This window comes from uncultured Azohydromonas sp. (assembly GCF_937926365.1).
Taxonomy (GTDB): domain Bacteria; phylum Pseudomonadota; class Gammaproteobacteria; order Burkholderiales; family Burkholderiaceae_C; genus Azohydromonas.
This window is the reverse complement of the sequence record NZ_CALAOH010000231.1, coordinates 1-18,612: the sequence shown is the minus strand read 5'-3', so window position 1 is coordinate 18,612 and position 18,612 is coordinate 1. Positions and strand designations below refer to the sequence as shown.

The 18,612-nt window shown below is 67.2% G+C and carries 22 protein-coding genes and 1 pseudogene; 15 read left to right on the top strand and 8 right to left on the bottom strand.

Translation table 11 applies throughout. The features are described 5' to 3' along the window. Position 1: 1 nt before the first annotated feature. The 7 genes from Q0741_RS25780 (at position 2) to Q0741_RS25750 (ending at position 6,971) form a co-directional block, all read left to right on the top strand. The gene (locus Q0741_RS25780) at positions 2-1,087 is read left to right on the top strand and encodes an ABC transporter ATP-binding protein (protein ID WP_298236057.1); all 1,086 of its coding nucleotides are present in this window, start codon (positions 2-4) and stop codon (positions 1,085-1,087) included. Beyond that, a complete protein-coding gene (locus tag Q0741_RS25775) occupies positions 1,084-1,968 on the top strand; it encodes a carbohydrate ABC transporter permease (RefSeq protein ID WP_298236056.1) in 885 nt (294 codons plus the stop codon). Before Q0741_RS25780 ends, Q0741_RS25775 begins: the two co-directional genes overlap by 4 nt. A 49-nt stretch (positions 1,969-2,017) precedes the next feature. Continuing rightward, a complete protein-coding gene (locus tag Q0741_RS25770; RefSeq protein ID WP_298236065.1) occupies positions 2,018-2,830 on the top strand; it encodes a carbohydrate ABC transporter permease in 813 nt (270 codons plus the stop codon). A gap of 15 nt (positions 2,831-2,845) precedes the next feature. Then, entirely contained in the window at positions 2,846-3,154 is a 309-nt protein-coding gene (locus Q0741_RS25765) for a DUF2160 domain-containing protein (RefSeq protein ID WP_298236055.1), read from the top strand. Between the two features lie 102 nt (positions 3,155-3,256). After that, a complete protein-coding gene (locus tag Q0741_RS25760) occupies positions 3,257-4,987 on the top strand; it encodes an ABC transporter substrate-binding protein (protein ID WP_298236054.1) in 1,731 nt (576 codons plus the stop codon). 69 nt (positions 4,988-5,056) lie between these two features. After that, positions 5,057-6,520 (top strand): cytosine permease, encoded by a 1,464-nt coding sequence (locus Q0741_RS25755; RefSeq protein ID WP_298236053.1) that lies wholly within the window; start codon positions 5,057-5,059, stop codon positions 6,518-6,520. A gap of 79 nt (positions 6,521-6,599) precedes the next feature. Further along, positions 6,600-6,971 carry a hypothetical protein gene (locus Q0741_RS25750; RefSeq protein ID WP_298236052.1) on the top strand — a complete coding sequence of 124 codons (372 nt, stop codon included), beginning with the start codon at positions 6,600-6,602 and terminating at the stop codon, positions 6,969-6,971. Positions 6,972-7,203: 232 nt separating this feature from the next. Here the strand turns inward: Q0741_RS25750 and Q0741_RS25745 are convergent, their stop codons facing one another. After that, entirely contained in the window at positions 7,204-7,476 is a 273-nt protein-coding gene (locus Q0741_RS25745; RefSeq protein ID WP_298236051.1) for a DUF4242 domain-containing protein, read from the bottom strand. Between the two features lie 344 nt (positions 7,477-7,820). Here Q0741_RS25745 and Q0741_RS25740 point away from each other — a divergent pair, with 344 nt between their 5' ends. Beyond that, positions 7,821-8,240, top strand: coding sequence for a VOC family protein (locus Q0741_RS25740; RefSeq protein WP_298236050.1), 420 nt, complete (start codon positions 7,821-7,823; stop codon positions 8,238-8,240). Positions 8,241-8,247: 7 nt separating this feature from the next. Here Q0741_RS25740 and Q0741_RS25735 read toward each other — a convergent pair whose 3' ends face one another. From Q0741_RS25735 to vapB, 4 genes are all read right to left on the bottom strand, one after another. Then, entirely contained in the window at positions 8,248-8,655 is a 408-nt protein-coding gene (locus Q0741_RS25735) for a cupin domain-containing protein (RefSeq protein ID WP_298236049.1), read from the bottom strand. Between the two features lie 68 nt (positions 8,656-8,723). Further along, positions 8,724-9,479: an SDR family oxidoreductase gene (locus Q0741_RS25730; RefSeq protein WP_298236048.1), complete on the bottom strand. Its 756-nt coding sequence runs from the start codon at positions 9,477-9,479 to the stop codon at positions 8,724-8,726. A 351-nt stretch (positions 9,480-9,830) separates the two neighbouring features. Then, positions 9,831-10,241, bottom strand: coding sequence for a type II toxin-antitoxin system VapC family toxin (locus tag Q0741_RS25725; protein WP_298236047.1), 411 nt, complete (start codon positions 10,239-10,241; stop codon positions 9,831-9,833). A gap of 17 nt (positions 10,242-10,258) precedes the next feature. Further along, entirely contained in the window at positions 10,259-10,492 is a 234-nt protein-coding gene (gene vapB, locus Q0741_RS25720) for a type II toxin-antitoxin system VapB family antitoxin (RefSeq protein ID WP_298236046.1), read from the bottom strand. A gap of 251 nt (positions 10,493-10,743) precedes the next feature. On the opposite strand from vapB, the gene Q0741_RS25715 reads away from it, so the two are divergent. Next, positions 10,744-11,217: a hypothetical protein gene (locus Q0741_RS25715; protein WP_298236045.1), complete on the top strand. Its 474-nt coding sequence runs from the start codon at positions 10,744-10,746 to the stop codon at positions 11,215-11,217. Here Q0741_RS25715 and Q0741_RS25710 read toward each other — a convergent pair. Next, positions 11,190-11,663: a YbhB/YbcL family Raf kinase inhibitor-like protein gene (locus Q0741_RS25710; protein WP_298236044.1), complete on the bottom strand. Its 474-nt coding sequence runs from the start codon at positions 11,661-11,663 to the stop codon at positions 11,190-11,192. The genes Q0741_RS25715 and Q0741_RS25710 overlap by 28 nt on opposite strands. A gap of 210 nt (positions 11,664-11,873) precedes the next feature. Here Q0741_RS25710 and Q0741_RS25705 point away from each other — a divergent pair, with 210 nt between their 5' ends. From Q0741_RS25705 to Q0741_RS25690, 4 genes and pseudogenes are all read left to right on the top strand, one after another. After that, positions 11,874-12,479, top strand: coding sequence for a TetR/AcrR family transcriptional regulator (locus tag Q0741_RS25705; protein ID WP_298236043.1), 606 nt, complete (start codon positions 11,874-11,876; stop codon positions 12,477-12,479). 105 nt (positions 12,480-12,584) lie between these two features. Continuing rightward, positions 12,585-13,286 (top strand): SDR family oxidoreductase, encoded by a 702-nt coding sequence (locus Q0741_RS25700; RefSeq protein ID WP_298236042.1) that lies wholly within the window; start codon positions 12,585-12,587, stop codon positions 13,284-13,286. Between the two features lie 68 nt (positions 13,287-13,354). Next, positions 13,355-13,735 (top strand): annotated as a pseudogene (locus tag Q0741_RS25695) (hypothetical protein); the annotation flags it as partial. Between the two features lie 108 nt (positions 13,736-13,843). Then, on the top strand, positions 13,844-13,984 hold the full coding sequence (locus tag Q0741_RS25690) for a hypothetical protein (RefSeq protein ID WP_298236041.1): 141 nt from the start codon (positions 13,844-13,846) through the stop codon (positions 13,982-13,984). Between the two features lie 320 nt (positions 13,985-14,304). Here Q0741_RS25690 and arsC read toward each other — a convergent pair whose 3' ends face one another. Then, positions 14,305-14,736, bottom strand: coding sequence for an arsenate reductase (glutaredoxin) (gene arsC / locus Q0741_RS25685; protein WP_298236040.1), 432 nt, complete (start codon positions 14,734-14,736; stop codon positions 14,305-14,307). Positions 14,737-15,043: 307 nt separating this feature from the next. Between arsC and Q0741_RS25680 the strand changes: the two genes are divergently transcribed. Further along, positions 15,044-15,682, top strand: a complete 639-nt coding sequence (locus Q0741_RS25680; RefSeq protein ID WP_298236039.1) for an MEDS domain-containing protein — start codon at positions 15,044-15,046, stop codon at positions 15,680-15,682. Next, positions 15,654-17,366 (top strand): ATP-binding protein, encoded by a 1,713-nt coding sequence (locus Q0741_RS25675; RefSeq protein ID WP_298236038.1) that lies wholly within the window; start codon positions 15,654-15,656, stop codon positions 17,364-17,366. The genes Q0741_RS25680 and Q0741_RS25675 overlap by 29 nt, the downstream gene beginning before the upstream one ends. A 308-nt stretch (positions 17,367-17,674) precedes the next feature. Here the strand turns inward: Q0741_RS25675 and Q0741_RS25670 are convergent, their stop codons facing one another. Next, a complete protein-coding gene (locus tag Q0741_RS25670; RefSeq protein ID WP_298236037.1) occupies positions 17,675-18,343 on the bottom strand; it encodes a hypothetical protein in 669 nt (222 codons plus the stop codon). Between the last annotated feature and the right edge of the window lie 269 nt (positions 18,344-18,612).

Sequence of the window (18,612 nt, the reverse complement as noted above, 5' to 3'; positions counted from 1 at the left end):
GATGGCACGCATCGAACTGGAGCTGGCGCACTCGTACCGGCCGGACCCCAGGACCGACGAGGACTGGGCGCTGCTGCCACTGAAGCTCGCGCTGCGCGACGGCGGCGCCTACGCGCTGCTGGGACCGTCGGGCTGCGGCAAGACGACGATGCTCAACATCATCTCCGGGCTGCTCGTGCCCTCGCACGGCAGCGTGCGCTTCGACGGCCACGACGTCACGCATGCCAGCCCCCAGCAGCGCAACATCGCGCAGGTGTTCCAGTTCCCCGTCATCTACGACACGATGACCGTGGCACAGAACCTGGCGTTCCCGCTGCGCAACCGCGGCGTGCCGGCGCAGCGCATCCGCGCGCGCGTGGGCCAGATCGCGGAGATGCTGGAGCTCAGCGCGCAGCTCGATCGCCGTGCCGCGGGGCTGTCGGCCGATGCCAAGCAGAAGATCTCGCTGGGCCGCGGCCTGGTGCGCGAGGACGTCTCGGCGGTGTTGTTCGACGAGCCGCTCACCGTGATCGACCCCCAGTTGAAGTGGCAACTGCGGCGCAAGCTCAAGCAGGTGCACCGCGAGCTCAAGCTCACGCTGGTCTACGTCACGCACGACCAGGTCGAGGCGCTGACCTTCGCCGAGGAAGTGGTGGTGATGACGCGCGGCCGCGCGGTGCAGACCGGCACGGCCCGGGAGCTCTTCGAGCGGCCGCGCCACAGCTTCGTGGGGCACTTCATCGGCTCGCCGGGCATGAACTTCATGCCCGCGCGCTGGAGCGAGGGCTGGATCGAGGTGAGCGGGCAACGGCTGGGCCCGGTGTCCGAGGCCACCGCGCTGGCGCAGGCGCTCGAGTTCACGCTGGGCGTGCGCCCCGAGCACGTGCGCCTGGCCGGGCCCGGCACCCCCGGCGCGCTGCCGCTGCCCGTGCGGCAGGTTCAGGACCTCGGCACCTCCTGGCTGGTCACGGCCGCAGGCGAGGGGAGCACCGCGGTGCGCATGCGGCTGCCGCGCGAACTTGCCGCGCCGCGGGCCGGCGAGACGGTCTGGCTGCAGCTGCTGGGGCCGCACACCTGCTTCTACAAGGACGAGGAGCTCATCGAATGAAGCCCGTCAACCAGAGGGCCTGGCTGCTGATCCTGCCCGTGGTCCTGTGCGTCGCCTTCTCCGCGGTGCTGCCGCTGATGACGGTGGTGAACTACTCGGTACAGGACATCATCTCGCCGGAGCGGCGCGTCTTCGTCGGTACCGAGTGGTTCGCCAGTGTCATGCGCGACGAGGAACTGCACAGTGCGCTGTGGCGCCAGCTGGGCTTCTCGCTGGCCGTGCTGCTGGTGGAGATCCCGCTGGGCATCCTGCTGGCGTTGTGCATGCCCGCCACGGGCTGGCGCGCATCGGCCGTGCTCGTGGTGGTGGCGCTGTCGCTGCTGATCCCGTGGAACGTGGTCGGCACGATCTGGCAGATCTACGGCCGCTCCGACATCGGGCTGCTGGGCGCGGCGCTGGCACGCCTGGGCGTGGACTACAGCTACACCGGCAGCGCCACCGACGCCTGGCTCACCGTGCTGGTGATGGACGTGTGGCACTGGACCCCGCTGGTGGCGCTGCTGTGCTTCGCCGGCTTGCGCTCCATCCCCGATGCCTACTACCAGGCCGCGCGCATCGACGGCGCCAGCCGCCTGGCCGTGTTCCGCTACATCCAGCTGCCCAAGCTGCGCGGGGTGCTCATGATCGCGGTGCTGCTGCGCTTCATGGACAGCTTCATGATCTACACCGAGCCCTTCGTGCTCACCGGCGGCGGGCCGGGCAACGCCACCACGTTCCTGAGCCAGTACCTCACGCAAAAGGCCGTGGGCCAGTTCGACCTCGGACCGGCCGCGGCGTTCTCGCTGATCTACTTCCTCATCATCCTGCTGCTGTGCTTCGTCCTCTACAACTGGATGCAGCGCGTGGGCAGCGCCGAGAAGGCGGAGGGCCTCCATGGCTAGCGTCGACGCCCTGCAACCGAGCGCCCGCGCGCGCGCCCATGCGCGGCTGCTGAGCCGCCTGCGCCTGCACCCCCGCACGCTGTTCCTGCTCGCCTACCTGGTGTTTGCCGTGCTGCCCATCTACTGGATGGTCAACATGAGCTTCAAGACCAACGCCGAGATCCTCTCCAGCTTCTCGGTGCTGCCACGGGAGTTCACGCTGGAGAACTACCGCACCATCTTCACCGACCCGTCGTGGTACTCGGGCTACATCAACAGCCTGATCTACGTGGCGCTGAACACCGTCATTTCCGTCACGGTGGCGCTGCCCGCGGCGTACGCCTTCAGCCGCTACAGCTTCCTGGGCGACAAGCACGTCTTCTTCTGGTTGCTCACCAACCGCATGACGCCGCCGGCGGTGTTCCTGCTGCCGTTCTTCCAGCTCTACACGACGCTGGGACTGATGGACACGCACCTGGCGGTGGCGCTGGCGCACCTGGTGTTCAACGTGCCGCTGGCGGTGTGGATCCTGGAGGGCTTCATGAGCGGCATCCCGCGCGAGATCGACGAGACCGCCTACATCGACGGCTACTCGTTCCCGCGCTTCTTCCTGACCATCTTCCTGCCGCTGATCAAGGCCGGCGTGGGCGTGGCCGCCTTCTTCTGCTTCATGTTCAGCTGGGTGGAGCTGCTGCTGGCGCGCACGCTCACCAGCGTCGATGCCAAGCCCATCGTCGCCACCATGACGCGCACCGTCAGCGCCTCGGGCATGGACTGGGCAGTGCTGGCGGCCGCCGGCACGCTCACCATCGTGCCCGGGGCGATCGTGATCTGGTTCGTGCGCCACTACATCGCCCGCGGCTTCGCCATGGGCCGGGTCTGAAGCCGGGAGCCGCCCATGTTCGACTGGATGGTCTGGACTACGCCGGTGGCGGCTTTCTTCGGCGCCATCGCCGTGCTGCTGGCCGGCATGACGCTATGGGAGATCCGGTCGCCCACCACGCTGCGCAAGGGCTTCCTGCCCATCGCCACCACGCGCGGCGACCGGCTCTTCATCGGGCTGCTGACGGCGGCCTACATCAACCTGGGCTTCGTCGGCGTGGCAGGGCGCCTGCAGCAGTGGCTCAAGCTCGACAGCGAGCCCAGCGTGTGGATCAGCTTCGTGCTGTCGATGGCGGTGCTGGTGCTGATCATGCGCCGCGGCTGAAGCCGCGCACGGCTTTGCGACGGTCCTGCAGCCCTTTCGCACCCCGGGCCGCAGGGCCAGCGATCCTGACCAAGGGGCGCCACGGAAAACAAGGAGACGACCATGAGACTGCGCTACTCCGCACTGGCCCTGGCGGCCTGCACCGCGCTGACAGGCCAGGCGCTGGCCGGCGAGGCCGAGGCCAAGCGATGGATCGACAGCGAGTTCCAGCCCTCCACGCTGACCAAGGAGCAGCAGATGGCGGAGCTGAAATGGTTCATCGAGGCGGCCGACAAGCTCAAGGCCAAGGGCGTCAAGGAAATCAGCGTGGTGTCGGAGACCATCACCACGCACGAGTACGAGTCCAAGACGCTGGCCAGGGCGTTCGAGGAGATCACCGGCATCCGCGTCAAGCACGACCTGATCCAGGAAGGCGACGTGGTGGAGAAGCTGCAGACCTCGATGCAGTCGGGCAAGAGCATCTACGACGGCTGGATCAGCGACTCCGACCTCATCGGCACCCATTACCGCTACGGCAAGGTCATGAACCTCACCGACTACATGGCGGGCAAGGGGCGCGAGTGGACCAACCCGGGCCTGGACCTCAAGGACTTCATCGGCACCAAGTTCACCACCGCCCCGGACGGCAAGCTCTACCAGCTGCCCGACCAGCAGTTCGCCAACCTCTACTGGTTCCGTGCCGACTTGTTCGCGCGCCAGGACCTCAAGGACAAGTTCAAGGCCAAGTACGGCTACGAGCTGGGCGTGCCGCTGAACTGGAGCGCCTACGAGGACATTGCCGACTTCTTCACCAACGACGTGAAGACCATCGACGGCAAGCCGATCTACGGGCACATGGACTACGGCAAGAAGGACCCCAGCCTGGGCTGGCGCTTCACCGACGCGTGGCTGTCCATGGCCGGCTCGGCCGACATCGGCACGCCCAACGGCCTGCCCATCGACGAGTGGGGCATCCGGGTGGCGGACGACAAGTGCACGCCCGTGGGCGCGAGCGTGGCCCGCGGCGGCGCGGCCAACTCGCCCGCGGCGGTGTACGCGCTGACCAAGTACGTGGACTGGATGAAGAAGTACGCGCCCAAGGAAGCCATGGGCATGACCTTCGGCGAGGCCGGGCCGGTACCGGCCCAGGGGCAGATCGCCCAGCAGATCTTCTGGTACACCGCCTTCACCGCGGACATGACCAAGCCGGGGCTGCCGGTGGTGAACGCCGACGGCACGCCCAAGTGGCGCATGGCGCCCGGACCCAACGGCCCGTACTGGAAGCAGGGCATGCAAAACGGCTACCAGGACGTGGGCTCCTGGACGTTCTTCTCCGGCCATGACGAGAACCGCACGGCCGCGGCCTGGCTGTACGCGCAGTTCGTCACCGCCAAGACCACCTCGCTGAAGAAGACGCTGGTGGGGCTCACGCCGATCCGCGAGTCCGACATCCAGAGCAAGGCCATGACGGACATGGCTCCGAAGCTGGGCGGGCTGGTCGAGTTCTACCGCTCGCCGGCGCGCGTGGCGTGGTCGCCCACGGGCACGAACGTGCCCGACTACCCCAAGCTCGCCCAGCTGTGGTGGAAGAACGTGGCCACCGCCGTCACCGGCGAGAAGACGCCGCAGGCGGCGATGGACAACCTGGCCGCGGAGATGGACCAGGTGATGGCGCGGCTGGAGCGCGCGGGCATGGCCAAGTGCGCGCCCAAGCTCAATCCCAAGGGTGACCCGGCCAAGTACCTGAGCACCAAGGCCGCGCCCTGGGCCAAGCTCGACAACGAGAAGCCCAAGGGCCAGACCATCGCCTACGACACCCTGCTGGCCGCGTGGAAGGCAGGCAAGGAGCGCTGAGCAGCGCCAGCGCCGCCGCACGGCTGCAGCCGTGCGTGCGGCTGAACGTTTGAGAAGCAGGAGGTCACCATGGACAGCCGGTCCCCCAGCCCGAACCTCTACAACGAGGACCTTGCCCCCGCCAAGGAACGGCACTGGGGCGCCTTCTCGATCTTCAACGTCTGGACCTCCGACGTGCACAGCCTCTGGGGTTACTACCTCGCGGCGAGCCTGTTCCTGCTGTGCGGCAGCTTTGCGAACTTCCTGCTCGCCATCGGGCTGTCGTCCCTGGTGATCTTCTTCCTCATGAATCTCATCGGCTACGCCGGCGAGAAGACCGGCGTGCCGTACCCGGTGCTGGCCCGCGCCAGCTTCGGCGTCTGGGGCGCCAACCTGGCGGCCCTCGTGCGCGCGGTGGTCGCCTGCTTCTGGTACGGGGCGCAGACGGCTGCGGCTTCCAGCGCGCTGGTGGCGCTGCTGGTGCGCAACGAGTCGATGCTCGCCTTCCACCGCGAGGTGCACGTGCTGGGCCACTCGGGCCTGGAATTCATCTGCTACGTGCTGGTCTGGGCGCTGCAGCTGCTGATCATCCAGAGGGGTATGGAGACCGTGCGCAGGTTCCAGGACTGGGCCGGCCCGGCGGTGTGGATCGCCATGCTGGTGCTGGCCGTCGGGCTGATCGTCAAGGCCGGAGGCTTCAGCCTGAGCCACGGCATCCCCATGGAGGTGCTGCTGGAAAAGACCAAGGACGCCGGCGTCACCGGCGAGCCGGGCTCCTTCTGGGCGCTGATGGCCGTGGGCGCCACCTGGATCACCTACTTCGCCGCCCTGTACCTCAATTTCTGCGACTTCTCGCGCTACGCCAAGGACAAGGCCGCGGTGCGCAGGGGCAACCTCTGGGGGCTTCCCATCAACCTGGTCGCCTTCTCGCTGGTGGCCGGTGTGACGACGATCGCGGCCTTCCAGGTCTACGGCGAGGTGCTGCTGCACCCCGAGCAGATCTCGGCCAAGTTCGACAGCTGGGTGCTGGCCGGCATCGCCGCGCTGACCTTCATGGTGGCCACGCTGGGCATCAACGTGGTGGCCAACTTCGTCTCGGCGGCCTTCGACGTCAGCAATGTCTTCCCGCGGCGCATCAACTTCAAGAAGGGGGGCTACATCGCGGCGGCCATTGCGCTCGTGCTCTACCCGTTCTCCCCCTGGGAGAGCGGCGCGGCGCACTTCGTCAACGCCATCGGAGCCACCATGGGCCCGCTGCTGGGCGTCATCCTGGTCGACTACTACCTCGTGGCCAAGGGCCGCATCGACGTGCAGGCCCTGTACGACGAGCACGGCCGCTACCGCTACGAGGGCGGATGGAACATCAATGCGCTGGCGGCCACCGGTGTGGGAGCCGTGTTCTCGACGCTGCTGCCCACCTTCACGAAGCTGCTGCCGGCATGGTGGGGAACGTATGGCTGGTTCTTCGGCGTGGTGATCGCGGGCGGCACGTACTGGTTGCTCGCCACGGTGCGCCCGGCTCGCTCGGGCGCTGGCCTCGCGCCCACGGCCTGAGGGGCCCAACCTTCGCTGTCCGCCGGGTCACAGCGCTCACACGGCAAGCATGTCGGCGCGACCCCAGCCAACACGGCACATGGCGACATCGAAGCTTCCTGTTGCGCTGCCGGCGCACTGGTACGCCGAGGACGATTGGCGCGGCACCCTCATCCACGCCGTGGACCGGAAGGGCCACATCCTGGCCTCGGTCACGGTCAACGAAACCGTGCGCGGCTACCTGATCGGCGTGCAGGCGGTGCCTGCGTTCCATGGCAAGGCCAAGCGCTACATGCGTCGTGGCTGGCGCCTGCGGCTCTACCGGGACGCGCTGGCGGCGCTGATGTCGGCCTGGCGCGGCTTGCAGCGAGCCGACTTGCGGGAACCGGTTCTCCATGGCGCCGCACGGCAGCCTCCTGGAGACAACGCCGCGTCGCCAGGAATGCCTGCCGGCACGCAGCGGCGGTCCTGATGGCCAGCGCCATCCGCTGGTTCGCGTGCAGCGCAAAACCACTGCCGCGCCCCGGTGGACGATGATGGCGCTGGCCGTGCAGGCGCGGATCGCGGCTTGGCAAGCCTTGAAGTTCCCTCGCCACACGGGCATCGGCCGGTGTCCACCGTCTTGGAGGCGGCATCCCGCAGGCGTGGATGCCGCCTTTCACCGACACGGCGAGGGAACGTCCAGGCACGCTCACGAAGGCAAATCAGATTGCCGTCATCGGCTCGATGACCGTGCGCACCTCGGTGACCTTGCTCGCCGGGAAGCCGCTGATGCGAGCGTGCTCGTGCACCGCCGCCTCGTTCTCGGCGAGGTAGACGCAGAAGGTCTTGTCGTCCACGACGTAGGACTGCACCCACTGCACCTTGCCGCCGAGTTCGGCCAGCGCGGCATTGGAGGTGGCCGAGGCTTCCTTGAACTGCTGGCCGGTGAGAGAGCCCACGCCGGGGATATCTCGTTCGATCAGATAGCGCTTCATGGTGTGATTCTTTCGAAGTCCCGCAGCGGTGGATGGACCTGGCGATCGCGCTGCGGGCGGGCGACCGTTTGGCGTTGCGCACTGCAAGTTGCGCGGGGTCAAAAGGCTGGCCCGTGAAGTGGGTTGGCCTTGGAACGAAGCGTAGGCGGCAGGGGCCGCGACGTCCTTGGCGCGGGCTGATCAATTCCTGATCTTTCCTGCCATGCACCGTGCCGCGCCACCGACATCGAACGCCTGCCTCACGCGCACCCATGCCCGCGCCCTCGTGGCCGTTTGCCATCGCCTTCGTTCTTGCCTCACGGCAGCTGGGCGACCAGCATTCGAGCTTTCCGTGGAGCCTTCGCATGCAGCCTCGAATCACCGTCATCACGCTGGGCGTCGACAACCTGGAGGCAGCGCTGCGCTTCTACCGGGACGGGCTCGGCTTTCACTCCGAAGGCCTGGTCGGGCAGGAGTTCGAGCACGGCGCCGTGGCCTTCTTCGACCTGCAGCCGGGCCTGCGCCTGGCGCTCTGGCCCCGGGCGAGCATCGCGCACGACTGCGGCCTGCCCCAGACTCCCCGCAGCCCGACGGAGCTGACGCTCGGCCACAACGTCGCCTCCAGAGAGGAAGTGGACCGCGTCATGAGCCAGGCACAAGCGGCGGGCGCCACGATCGTGAAGGCCGCGCAGGCAACCTTCTGGGGTGGCTACGCCGGCTACTTCCAGGATCCGGACGGCCATCTGTGGGAGGCGGTATGGAACCCGGCCTTCAGCGACGGCTGAAAAGTGGCTACTGCAAGGGCGTGAAGAACGGAACGTCCTTGTCCTTGACCATCCACACGACAAACTTCGCGGGCCGGGTGGCGCTGGCATTGCGGCCGACCAGGTGCACGTCGGAAGGAGCTTCGTAGAAAGTCTGTCCCTCGGTCAGCGCGACTTCCTTGCCACCCTTGACGCCCATCACGATGGAGCCTTCGAGCACGTAGACGAAGGCATGCGCATCGTGGCGGTGAACGGGGTCCGATGCGCCCGGCGCGTAGTCCACCGTGATCATCAGCGCTTCCTTGCCGGGGATGTTCTCCAGCGCCTGGGTCATCAGCGTTGCGACGGCAATGTCCGGGGATGCCACGGCTTGTTGAGTGGCCAGCGCGGCGCATGCCAGGCACAGCAGCGACACGATCTTCCTGAGTTTGGGCATGGGTGTTCCTTGCCTGGGGTTCGACACGACGGAGACGGGCTCGCTCTTGCGCACTTGCGCGCCAGGGCTCAGGCCGCGGCGGCCTGAGCCGCCAGCCAGCTCTCCAGCGACGTGGTACCGATGCGCGCGCCCGGCCCGGGGGTCAGCGACTCATCGCTCAGGCGGGAGCCGAAGTACGGCGCGTCGTCGTCGGTGAGCACCTCGCGGGTGTCCTTGGCGGCGCGCAGCACGTGGCGGACCAGTTCGTCCAGCGGGATGGCCTGCGGGCCTGCCACCTCGCACAGGCCGTTGAGTGGCGGCCGGGACACGACCTCGGCCAGCGCGTGGGCCACGTCCAGCGCGGCGATAGGTTGCAGCGTGGCGGACGACACCCGTACCGCCTGGCCGCTGGTGCTGGTATCCGCGATGGGCTTCAAAAACTCGAAGAACTGCGTCGCCCGCACGATGGTGAAGGGGACCTTGCCGTTCCTGATGAGCGACTCCTGCGCCACCTTGGCGCGCAGGTAGCCGTTGTCGGGCAGGCGTTCGCTGCCCACGACGGAGAGGGCGACGTGGTGGCGCACGCCAGCCTGCGCTTCGGCGGCCAGCAGGTTGCGGGTAGAGGACTGGAAGAAGGCCAGTACGGCATCACTCTCGAACGAGGGCGAGTTGGATACGTCCACGACGACCTCGGCGCCGGCCAGGGCCTGGGGCAGCCCTTCGCCGGTGACGGCGTTGACGCCCGTCGAAGGCGACGCCGCCGTCACTTCGTGGCCAGCTTGCCGGAGCAAGACGGCGAGGTTTTTCCCGATGAGGCCGCTGCCTCCGATGATCACGACTTTCATGCCGAGCCCTTCGATGTGCTGGGTGGAACCGGGACGGCAAGCCCGTGCTGCCATCCATGCCCCTGAAGACGTTGGGCATCGGTGCGTTGTGACAGCCCGTGCCATGAATTTCTTGCCCGTGCCAGGCAAAGCCCGGGAGCCGGCTCATGCCATTTTTCAGGGCGGCAAGAGAGCAAAGCTCCACAGAGATGACGCCATGGACCGGTTGAAGGATCGAAGATCACTTTGCAGCGGTGAACTCGCAGAAGACCCACCGGCGATACCCAGTGCCCCATCCGGGTTGCCGCGAAGCGGTCGCAGCAGGGTTCTTCTGCGCGGGCCAACCGAGCCCATGGCCCGATTGCCGGGCTCTCAGGTCAGGCTGCCGACCCAGTTCTCCAACAACAGGCCAGGTATCCGCTCGAATTCACCGAGGTTGTTGGTGACCAGGGTCAACCCTTCGCTGCGTGCGTGGGCCGCGATGTGCAAGTCGTTGATGCCAATGGGTCGCCCGGCTTTCTCCAACGCAGAGCGGATGGCGCCATAGTGTGCAGAGGCCTTGGCAGAGTAGGGCAGCACTTCGAGCAGGCTGGCGAACTCTTCCACCACTGCAAGGTTTTGCGCGACCTTGGCACTCTTCTCGGCACCGTGGTAAAGCTCGCTCAGGGTGATGGACGAGATGGCCATGCGACCGGCGTTCTCGTTGAATACGCCCATCACCTCGATCGGACGCCGCTTGATGACGTAGATGACGATGTTGGTGTCGAGCAGGTACTTCAGCATCGCGGCGTCGATGTCAGTCAGAAGACTTCGCGTTCGGCCTGCTGCTGGGTAGCACGCTCGGCCATGAAGTCCTCGGACACCCGCGGCCCGTTCAAGAAGAACTCGTCCCAGGTGTGACCCACCGGCGAGATGATGCGGTCCACGCCGCGGGCGCGCACCTGAACCTTCTTGACGCCTTCTGGCAGGCGCACATCCGCCGGCAGACGCACGGCCTGAGATCGGTTGTTGGTGAAGACGGACGAGATGCTCATCGCAGACCTCCGAATGGGATATACCAAAAGTATATGCCATTTCCCGGTGACTCCACCGGTGAACAGTGGAATTCCAGCGAGCGGCCCACTTCTGATGACAGCTTGTGGCCGGGGCTTTCTGTTTGGCTATGCACCACAGATTTGCCATCGAAGGCGGCCGCTCGAGGCCACGATGGCTGGCGCGGCCGCGAGCGCTCATCAGCCCGCTGTACCCGCTTTACAAGGAGGCCTGGCAGCTGCAGGCGAGCGACATGTTGCTCATCTACGTGGTCTACATGGGCGGGGCGCTGTGCGCGCTGCTGCTGGCCGGGCGCCTGCCCGACCGCGCGGGCTTCCGCCCCGTGCTGCAGGGCGGCCTGGCGCTGGCGCTGCTGGGCAACCTCATCAGCCTGCTGGCGTGTGGGACCGCGCCAGCCTGGGCCTTGGGCGCATCGTGGCGGGGGTGGCCTCCAGCGTCGTGTGACCAGCGCCAGCTCGGGCCTGTCCGCCTTGTCGCGCCCCGGCCAGCTGCAGCGCATGGCGATGGTCAACAGCCTCTTGATCGCCTTCGGCTTCGGCAGGCGCTGGGGACATCAGCGGCCGGCATGCAGCAGACCATCACCTTGTACGTGCTCGGCCTCGCGCTGGTTGTGCTCGCCGTTGCACGTGGCGCAGCCCGTTCGTGCACAGCCAGGCATCTCAGCCTGCAGGGACGCCGTCAGGGTCTCGACGTACCGCGCTTCTGATAGGTGCCCACGAGCTCGGCCTGCGCCAGCACATGGCCCTGCATCGCCTGCTCCAGTGCCGCCTTGGTCGGTTGCGGCAGCGCGGGTAGCACCGCGTCGAGGGCATAGAGCTTGAAGAAGTAGCGGTGGCGTCCGATGGGCGGGCACGGGCCGCCGTAGCCGCTGCGCTGCCAGTCGTTGAGCCCTTCGTGGGCGCCCTGGGGCGCTGCGCCGCCTTCGGGCAGTCCGCTCGTGTCGGGCGGGATGTTGTAGAGCACCCAGTGCACCCACGTGCGCTGCGGGGCGGCGGGATCGGGCGCATCCGGGTCGTCCACCACCAGCGCCAGGCTCCGGGTCCCGGAGGGCAGGCCGCTCCAGGCCAGCGCGGGCGCGCGGTCCTGTCCTTCGCAGGTATGGACGGCGGGGATCTCGCCATGGGCGGGGAAAGCGGGGGAGCTCAGGTCCATGGGCCCTCCTGTGGTGAGGCAAGCCCGCATGGAAACGCCGATCGTGCCCCGGTGCAAGCTGTCTTGTGCAACACGACCACTGGGCCGTGGTATCGAGCCTCCTCGGCTGGGGACGAGCATGCCGGACATCGCGTCGGTGTGCAGGCATCCGTTGTCCCTGCAGTGCATGCAATATATGACGATCATCATATTTCGCGCTACACTGCCGCCATGGACCGCCGACCCACCCGCAAGGAACTGACCCACGAGCGCATCGTCGAGACGGCTGCGCGCGCCATCCGCCGCGCTGGTTTCCAGGGCGTGGGCGTGGCCGACATCATGAAGGAGGCCGGCCTGACGCACGGCGGCTTCTACGCACACTTCGACTCGCGCGACGCGTTGCTGGTGGAAGCGCTGGAGCACGCCGGGCGCGACAGCGCGGCGCGCATCGCTCAGGCTACGGTGCCGCGTTGCTCGCGCGGCGCCAGTCCTTTGCGCGCGCTGGTGGAGAGCTACCTGTCCGAAGCACACCTGTGCGCTGTCGATGAGGGTTGCCCGGTGGCCGCGCTGGCCAGCGAGATGCCGCACCAGGCACCCCAGGTACGCGAGGCCGCGGCTCAGCGCGTGCACGCCCTCATCGCCCTGGTGCAGCAAGCACTGCCCGCCACGGTGCCCAAGGGCAGCGCCGAGGCCGTTGCCAGCCAGATGATCGGCGCGCTGCAGCTCGCGCGCGCCCTGGGCGACAACGCGCAGGGCAGGGCCTTGCTGTCGCGCACCCGCCAGGCGCTGCTGGCCCAGTTCAACGCCGTCCCGCCCTCGGCAGACGCCATGAGCTGAAACACTTTCCCGCCACCGCAGCCGGTGGCGCCTACCGGTTGCCCTGAAATATGATGATCATCATATTGATGGGCTGCTTTCTCCCTCCCGTCCCAAGGACTTGCCATGAAACTCGACAACGCCACCGTCCTCATCACCGGCGCCAACCGCGGCCTGGGCCTCGCGTTCGCGCGGCATGCGCTCTTGCGCGGTGCACGCCGCGTGCTCGCCGGCGCCCGCGACCCGCACAGCGTGACGCTGCCCGGCGTCGAGCCTGTGCGGCTGGACGTGACGCGGGCCGAGGACGTGGCCGCCGCGGCGCAGCGGCATGGCGACGTCACGCTGCTGATCAACAACGCCGGCGTCGCCGAGCTCGGGGCGTTCCTGGCCGAAGGCAGCGAGGCGTCGGCGCGCCGGCAGATGGAGGTCAATTACTTCGGCCCGTTGCGGCTGAGCCGGGCTTTCGCCCCGGTGCTGGCGGCCCAGGGCGGCGGCGCGCTGCTCAACGTGCTGTCCGTCGCGAGCTGGGTGCACAGCATGGAACTGGGCGTGTACGGCGCGACCAAGGCCGCGGCCTGGGCGCTGACCAACGGCCTGCGCCACGAGCTGCGCCCGCAGGGCACGCAGGTGCTGGCGCTGCACATGGGTTTCGTGGACACCGACATGACCCGCGGGATCGAGGTTCCGAAGTCCAGCGCCGACGACATCGTGCGCCGCGCCTTCGATGCCCTGGAGGGCGGTGCCGAGGAGGTGCTGGCCGACGAGCTCACGCGCGCGGTCAAGCAGGGGCTCTCGGCCGAGCCCGGCATCTACCTGCAGCCGCGCTGACATCTACAGCCTGGGCTGGCCCTGGGCCTTCTACCTGAACCTGCCGCTTCTACGCGCTCATCGGCGCGTGGTTCCTCACGGTGCCGGGCCTGGAGAGCGGGTACCTCACGCAGTGGCTGCCGGGGCTGCTGCTCAGCGGCCTGGGCGTGGGCATGGTGCTGCCTTCGCGCACGGCGGCCGCGGTGAGCCGGCTGCCGTCCGGTCACTACGCGGTGAACCAGGCGACGCGCCAGATAGGCTCGGTGATCGGCGTGGCGCTAACAGTGCTGCTGGTGGGCCAAGCCGGCATGCAGCATGGCGACTTCTCGGGGCTGTACGTCCGGCACATCCTGCTGGCGCTGGTTGGCACAGCTGCACCAAGAGGTCCACGCCTGCCCAGGCCGTTCACAAGCGGGGCCGGTGGGCTTGCGCATGGCAGCGCCATCACTGCTGGAGCGGGTCATGCGTGAGCAGCGTCAACGCGCCGGCTGCGTACTGCGTTGAGCAGGCAAGGGTGACAGAACAAGCAGCGGGGACTGCGCTGGCGCCTGAGACGACGACGTGCAAGGAGGATGCAATTGAACAAGGGCAAGGACGGTGCGGTCGCTGCAGTGACGCTGGCGCTGGCCATCGTGTCGGCCGTCGGGCTGGCGGCCATGGGCGTCGCAGGCGAAGACCACGTGGCTGGGGTGGCGGCCTCGGCCACAGCGCAGCGCTGAGCAGCATGGGAATTCCGCAGCGCTGCCCATGAGGCACGGTGCCTTCAGCACTGCAGATGCGCACGCCCGGCGAGCGAGTCCGGCCGGATCTCGGCCCACGCGTCGCGCCAGGCGGTCTTGTCCTTGCCTTCCCATGGCACTGCCCGCAATCTATTTAACATAATCTCTATTGACGCGTGGATAACACTCAAGCAGCCAGAGCGCGCAGTCGCTGGTCAGGGAGCCAACTTGCGCAGCCTACGTGGCTGCTTCACCCGCTGGACAGCCGCGGAGCGAGAACTCCCTGTTGCAGAACACCGGCCCAGCCTGGCGTGCCGTAGCTATTGCCCGCCGCCCCGGCGCACACCCGTGTCCCGCACCACTTCGCCGTCTTCCTTGGTCAAGGGTGGCAGCGTCGGCACTGGCAGCAGCTCCAGCACCTTTTCCGAAGGACGGCACAGCGCGGTGCCCAGCGGCGTCACGACCAGTGGCCGGTTCATGAGGATCGGGTGTTGCACGATGAAGTCCAGCAATTGCTCGTCGCTCCACTTCGGGTCGTCCAGTCCCAGCTCCGCATAGGGCGTGCCCTTCTCGCGCAGCAGCGCGCGCACGCCCTGGCCCGTGGCAGCCACGAGGTCGCGCAGTTGCTCCTTCGAGGGTGGCGTCTTCAGGTACTCGACGACAGTGGGTTCGATGCCGGCGTGGCGGATGAGTGCCAGCGTGTTGCGCGAGGTGCCGCAGGCCGGGTTGTGGTAGATCGTGACGTTGTTCATCGGCGGCATTGTCTGCCGGCGCCGGGCAGGCTGCCAGTCAGCCGTGCCTTGCACATCCCCCAGGGGTGCTTGCACGCTCGCCGGCGCTATCCGCCATGCCACGACGGCGACGTTCCCATGGAGGGGCCGGACAAGGGCCGGGAAAAGAGTTGCGCATTCAACTGCACCATGACCGGCAAGGCTTCTGGAGGTGGCCCGGCGCCACACCGAGCGGTCGCAAGGTGCCTGGGCCGCAACGGAGGGCGCTGCCCCTGTCCCAGCCTGCGCATTCACCTTGAGGCAAACTGCTGCTTTTGGAAGGACTGCCGTGAGCGATCAACTCTCCATCGCCGGAACGGCATTGGAATACTTCCATGTCTGCGCGTTCTTCAACAGCCGCGACGAGGAGTACGACGTGCTCGCGCCCTTCTTTGCGCAAGGGGTGCGGCAAGGCGAGAAGAACGTCCATATCGTCGACCCCTGCCTGATGGACGAACACCGCGCGCGGCTGTCGGCGGCCGGAATCGATACATCCCGGTGCGAGGCCTGCGGGCTGCTTGAAATCCTCCCCTGGCGCAAGGCCTACCTGGACGAGCATGGCGCCTTCGACAAGGACCGCATGCTGGCCACACTGGATGCGATGACGACCTCGGTCCCCGATGGGGCTTACAGGCGCTTGCGGATCATGGGCAACATGGCCTGGGCGCTTCACGGGGGCGCTGCCACGCCCGAGAAACTCATCGAGTACGAAGCCGAGGTCAATGACGTGCTGTCGCGCAACCGCCAGCCGGCTGTGTGCGTGTACGACGTGTCCAAGCTCAGTGGCGCGATGATGATGGACCTGCTTCGCACCCATCCGTTGACGATCGTCGGTGGCGTCGTGCAGGAGAACCCGTTCTACACCCCTCCCGCCCAGATGCTGCAGGAACTGCGTGCCCGTGAGCAACCCGCCCCATCCGCCGCCTGAAGCTGGGCAGCAGCGCGACCGCTCGGACGCTCCTGGGCATCGTGGCGAACCTGCACCGTCCCAGGAGGTGCTGCGCGACCTGATGGGCCTGCTGGCCCTGCCGGCGCTGTGGGCAGGCAGGGACGGCGAAACCATCCTGGATCTCATGACCCAGGCGGTCGAGCGCATCGTGCCGCTCACGGTGTCCTGCGTGCAGGTCCCCATCCTGCCTTCGCAACCGGCCACGAGAGTGCTGCGGGTCAACGGGCGCGCCCTGGACGATGCACAGGCCCTTGCGTGGGCGCCTTTCGTGCAGGCCTGCAATGGCATGGCACACCACATGGACAAGTCGACGCTGCAGGACACGCCGCTGGGGCCGCTGCGCGTGATTCGTCTGTACCTGGGCTCGGGATTGCGCGGCGGCAGCATCTGGTTCGCCTCTCGTGACGAGGGTTTCCCGTCGCTGGCCCACAGTGCGATCCTGCGCGCTGCGGTATCGCTGGCCACGACCGGGCTGCACACCGCCCGGCTGAACCACGAACGCGAACAGGCCAGCCGTGCCAAGGACGAGTTCCTGGCCATGCTCGGACACGAGCTCAGAAACCCGCTGGCGCCCATCGTCACGGCCTTGCAGCTGATGCGGCGGCACAGCGATCAGCCACCCTCGCGGGAACAGGAAATCATCGAGCGCCAGGTCAACCACCTGACGCGCCTGGTTGACGATCTGATGGATGTCACCCGCATCACGCGTGGGCGGGTGGAGCTACAGCCGCAAGCAGTCGAGATACAAGCTGTCCTGGCCGAGGCGATCGAGGGCGTGAGCCCCTTGGTGGAACAGCGCCGGCACCAGCTGATACTGGAGGCCGCGCAGACGCCGGCCATGGTCATGGGCGACCCTGCGCGGTTGCGGCAGGTGTTTGTCAACCTGCTCACCAACGCCGCCAAGTACACCGATGCCGGCGGCCATATCGGGGTTCGGCTGGTCTGCTGCACCCATGCCGTGGAAATCGCCATCCAGGACGACGGCATCGGGATCGAGGCGAAGCTGCTGCCGCTCGTGTTCAACCTTTTCGAGCAGGGCACCACCACCATCGAGCGTTCGCAGGGTGGGCTGGGTATCGGGTTGGCCATCGTCAAGAACCTCGTTGACCTGCACCATGGCTCGGTAACGGCACACAGCGATGGAACCGGTCGTGGCTCGACCTTCACCGTGAGACTGCCACTGCACACGGACGTCGCGCCGCCGCTGCCGGCAGGCCGCCCGGTCATGGAGGCAGCGCAAGGCGGTCGCAGGCTGCGCCTGATGCTGGTTGACGACAACGCCGATGCCGTGCAAATGATGCACGACGCACTGGTCGCGCACGGCTTCGAAGTGGCCACCGCACCGGACCCGGTCGAAGCACTGAAGTTGTCTGCCGGCTTCGATCCTGACGTGGCCATACTCGACATCGGCTTGCCGGTGATGGATGGCTACGAGCTCGCGCACGAGCTGCGTCAAGTCAGCGGCATCAGCGACAAGCCCAGGCTCATTGCCTTGACGGGATACGGTCAGCCGAAGGATCGTGCGCGGGCAGCCGCTGCAGGGTTCGAATCGCACTTCGTGAAACCTGTCCATACGTCCACGCTGATTGCCGCCATCGAGGCGCTGTGTCGTCCCGGGCAGCCTCCAGTCCCCAGGGGCGATCACCGACGTGAACTACCGTGATCAGCCCTGGCGGATGCTGCCGGCCCCGCTGCGCACGGCTTCGAAAGCTTCAACCGCTGCTCCGAATCGAATCCGGTTGCGCATGCATATTCCTTAATATCATCGGCTTCATGGTAGGCACGTCCTTGGTTCACCGACTGCGCGTCAGACGACGTACCAGGCCCGTTCAATGGCCGCGACCTTGACCGGCCGCACGATGAAGCACAGCAGGTTGCTGTCGGGGCGCTACGGCCCCATCCGGCAGGCCAGTTCGGTGGGATCCCGGACCGTCGAGGCGCTAGGAGGCGCCACATGCCGCCTGGGGCCGTTCAGTGAACGGGGGCAGCCTGCTCCAGAATCTCGTTGAGCTCCCATGCGGACACTGCAGTGGCCGGTGGCACATCGGTCACCGCGACACCGATCCTGGCGACTCGCGTCATCAGATTGAGCTCGCCGATAGCCATGCCCAGCACCAGCTGCGAAGCCAGTGATCCCGGGATGCCATGGTCCATGTCGGTCACGGCCGTGGTGGGCACGAAGCAGGCAATGTCGAAGGCTCCAGGCTCGGACGAGCTGGGCTTGGCCAGGTACCGCACGGCACTGACGGGCACCTGCTTGTCGGCGATCTCCATGGCGCCAAAGTTCTCGGCCGCTTCTCGTGGAATCGGTGGCTTGAAGGCACAGGTCTTCAGCCCAGCCGGCAGCAGCGGGGCAGCGGCCACGAGCTCCAGCACCGCATCCATGCCTTCGGGGTCGCAGCCGCAGCTCACAGCCAGCAGGATGGCGCTGCCGCCGTCTGCCGGAACCTGCTCGATCTCCACTGACAGGCGATGGTCAAGCTCCTTGGCAGCATCGTCGAGCACCGGCACAAAGTCAGTGGCCTTGTCCACGGCCAGCTCCCAGTCGGGCGTGGCAGGTTCAAGCTCAAGCGGAGCACGCAGGACATCGGCATGCGACAGCACCGTGTCCCAGAAACTGCGCGCCTTCTCGTGATTCATGGCTTCTCCAGTCACTTCAGCGCGGGGGCGCCGTGAGCGCTTGAGCATACGTCCGCTGGAGCGCGCCGCGCAGGGCCCCGCTCACGTTCTCGTGCTGGCCGCAGTCGCACCACAGGCCGGGTGGATACTGCGCCATCGGGGATTGAGGAGTACCCTGTCTCGCAGCAGCGCAAAAGCCTGCCCGGGCTTGCTCGGACCACGCCTCGCGTCATTTGCCTCTGATGAATTTCAAGTGGGTTGCCGGGCATGAGGGTTGACCGCACTGAAGT